Origin of the sequence: [Flexibacter] sp. ATCC 35208 (assembly GCF_001975825.1) — a bacterium.
Taxonomy (GTDB): Bacteria; Bacteroidota; Bacteroidia; order Chitinophagales; family Chitinophagaceae; genus Chitinophaga.
Genome location: NZ_MTKN01000142.1, coordinates 1,496 through 4,652 on the forward strand (window position 1 = coordinate 1,496; position 3,157 = coordinate 4,652).

The 3,157-nt window shown below is 47.6% G+C and carries 2 rRNA genes; both read left to right on the forward strand.

The window, feature by feature from the left end:
- The first annotated feature begins 6 nt into the window (after positions 1-6).
- Positions 7-2,887 (forward strand): 23S ribosomal RNA (locus BW716_RS34445).
- A 78-nt stretch (positions 2,888-2,965) separates the two neighbouring features.
- Positions 2,966-3,077 (forward strand): 5S ribosomal RNA (rrf, locus tag BW716_RS34450).
- The last annotated feature ends 80 nt before the right edge of the window (positions 3,078-3,157 follow it).

Sequence of the window (3,157 nt, forward strand, 5' to 3'; positions counted from 1 at the left end):
AAGATATTTAAAGCGAATAAGGGCGCATGGCGGATGCCTTGGCTTTAGGAGGCGAAGAAGGACGTGGTAAGCTGCGATAAGCTACGGGGAGATGCAAACGATCGTTACATCCGTAGATTTCCGAATGGGACAACCCAGTACACTGAAGGTGTATTATCCGAAAGGAGGCCAACGCAGGGAACTGAAACATCTAAGTACCTGCAGGAAAAGAAAATAAATTAATGATTCCCTAAGTAGTGGCGAGCGAACGGGGAAGAGCCCAAACCGTGGTGGCGTGCTGCCACGGGGTTGTAGGACTACTTTTAGAAAGTCAGATCAAGTTGAATCATCTGGAAAGATGAGCCATAGCAGGTGATAGCCCTGTAGACGGAAATTCTGATGGACGTGTAGTATCCTGAGTAGCGCGGGACCGGAGGAATCCTGTGTGAAACTGCCAGCACCATCTGGTAAGGCTAAATACTCCCTAAAGACCGATAGTGAACCAGTACCGTAAGGGAAAGGTGAAAAGTACTTCGAACAGAAGAGTGAAATAGTACCTGAAACCGTGCGCCTACAAGCGGTCGGAGCCTGTTAAAGGGTGACGGCGTGCCTTTTGCATAATGAGCCTACGAGTTACTCCTCACTGGCAAGGTTAAGCACTTAAGTTGCGGAGCCGTAGCGAAAGCGAGTTCTAACAGAGCGACAATATAGTCAGTGGGGGTAGACGCGAAACTTTGTGATCTATCCATGGGCAGGTTGAAGGTTTGGTAACACAAACTGGAGGACCGAACTCATTAGCGTTGAAAAGCTATGGGATGACCTGTGGATAGGGGTGAAAGGCCAATCAAACTGAGAGATAGCTCGTTCTCCCCGAAATGTTTTTAGGAACAGCCTCGTATTCAGAGTTATCATAGAGGTAGAGCTACTAATTGGGCTAGGGGGCTTCACCGCCTACCAAACCCTAATAAACTCCGAATGCTATGATATTATCTACGGGAGTGAGGCTGTGGGCGCTAAGGTCCATGGCCGAGAGGGAAATAACCCAGATTAACAGCTAAGGTCCCTAATCGTATGTTAAGTTGAACAAACGCAGTTTAAATCCTATAACAGCCAGGATGTTGGCTTGGAAGCAGCCATTCATTTAAAGAGTGCGTAACAGCTCACTGGTCGAGGGTTTAAGCACGGAAAATAATCGGGCATCAAACATACAACCGAAGCTTTAGGATTATCGTAAGATAATCGGTAGGGGAGCATTCTAAACTGCATTGAAGGTGTATCGCGAGATATGCTGGAGCGTTTAGAAAAGAAAATGTAGGCATAAGTAACGATAAAATAGGTGAAAAACCTATTCGCCGTAAGACTAAGGGTTCCTGATCAACGCTAATCGGATCAGGGTTAGTCGGGTCCTTAGGCAAAGCCGAGAGGCGTAGCTGATGGCAAACTGGTGAATATTCCAGTACCTGCTATAATTTCGATGGGGTAACGGAGTAGTGAACAGACCGCGCACTTACGGAATAGTGCGTTAAAGGGTGTAGTTATATTCTTTGTAGGAAAATCCGCAGAGAATGATGAACCTGATAGTACAGTAAAGCTTCGGCCGCACTGATAGTGTCTCTAATCAGACTTCCAAGAAAAACCTCTAAGGTTCGGTTATAGCAGCCCGTACCGTAAACCGACACAGGTAGTCGAGGAGAGTATCCTCAGGCGCTCGAGTGATCCGTGGTAAAGGAACTAGGCAAATTGACGCTGTAACTTCGGGATAAGGCGTACCGCAGTAATGCGGTCTCAGTAAAATGGTCCAACCAACTGTTTAACAAAAACACAGGGCCCTGCAAAATCGAAAGATGACGTATAGAGCCTGATACCTGCCCGGTGCTGGAAGGTTAAGGAAGGATGTTCGGGGCAACCCAAAGCTTCTGACTGAAGCCCCAGTAAACGGCGGCCGTAACTATAACGGTCCTAAGGTAGCGAAATTCCTTGTCGGGTAAGTTCCGACCTGCACGAATGGTCTAATGAGTTGGACACTGTCTCTACCACGAGCTCGGTGAAATTGTAGTATCGGTGAAGATGCCGGTTAATCGCAACGGGACGGAAAGACCCCGTGAACCTTCACTACAACTTAACATTGATTTTGAACCACAGATGTGTAGGATAGTTGGGAGACTATGAAGCAGCTTCGCCAGGAGTTGTGGAGTCAACGTTGAAATACCAACCTTCTGTTGTTTAGAGTCTAACCCGGCAACGGGGACATTGTTTGGTGGGTAGTTTGACTGGGGTGGTCGCCTCCTAAAAAGTAACGGAGGCTCGCAAAGGTACCCTCAGTACGGTTGGTAATCGTACGCAGAGCGCATTAGTAAAAGGGTGCTTGACTGTGAGGCTGACCAGCCGAGCAGGAGCGAAAGCTGGCTAAAGTGATCCGGTGGTTCTGCATGGAAGGGCCATCGCTCAAAGGATAAAAGGTACTCCGGGGATAACAGGCTGATCTCCCCCAAGAGCTCATATCGACGGGGAGGTTTGGCACCTCGATGTCGGTTCGTCACATCCTGGGGCTGGAGAAGGTCCCAAGGGTTCGGCTGTTCGCCGATTAAAGTGGCACGTGAACTGGGTTCAGAACGTCGCAAGACAGTTCGGTCCCTATCTGTTGTGATCGTTAGTAAATTGCGGGGACATGACCTTAGTACGAGAGGACCGGGTCGTACGTACCGCTGGTGTATCGGTTGTGCCGCCAGGTGCAGTGCCGAGTAGCTATGTACGGAAAGGATAAACGCTGAAAGCATCTAAGCGTGAAACCAACCTCAAGATGAGTTTACTTTTAAGGGCCGTCGGAGACTACGACGTTGATAGGCTACAGGTGTAAGGGTGGTAACATCGAAGCCGAGTAGTACTAATTGCCCGTAAGCTTTAATTTTATTTATATTGTATTATAACTTTCCCAATATGCAACTTATTGCGTTACCGTAATGGTAACAAAAGATCTTCAAGATCTTATGGTGGTTTTGCCAAGGGTGTTCACCTCTTCCCATTCCGAACAGAGAAGTTAAGCCCCTTATGGCCGATGGTACTGCACCACAATGCGGGAGAGTAGGTAGCTGCCATATTTATTGAAAAAGCCTCTGAATTTATTCAGAGGCTTTTTTCATTTTATACCTTGCTGGAAGCTCGTTCTATTAATTCAACT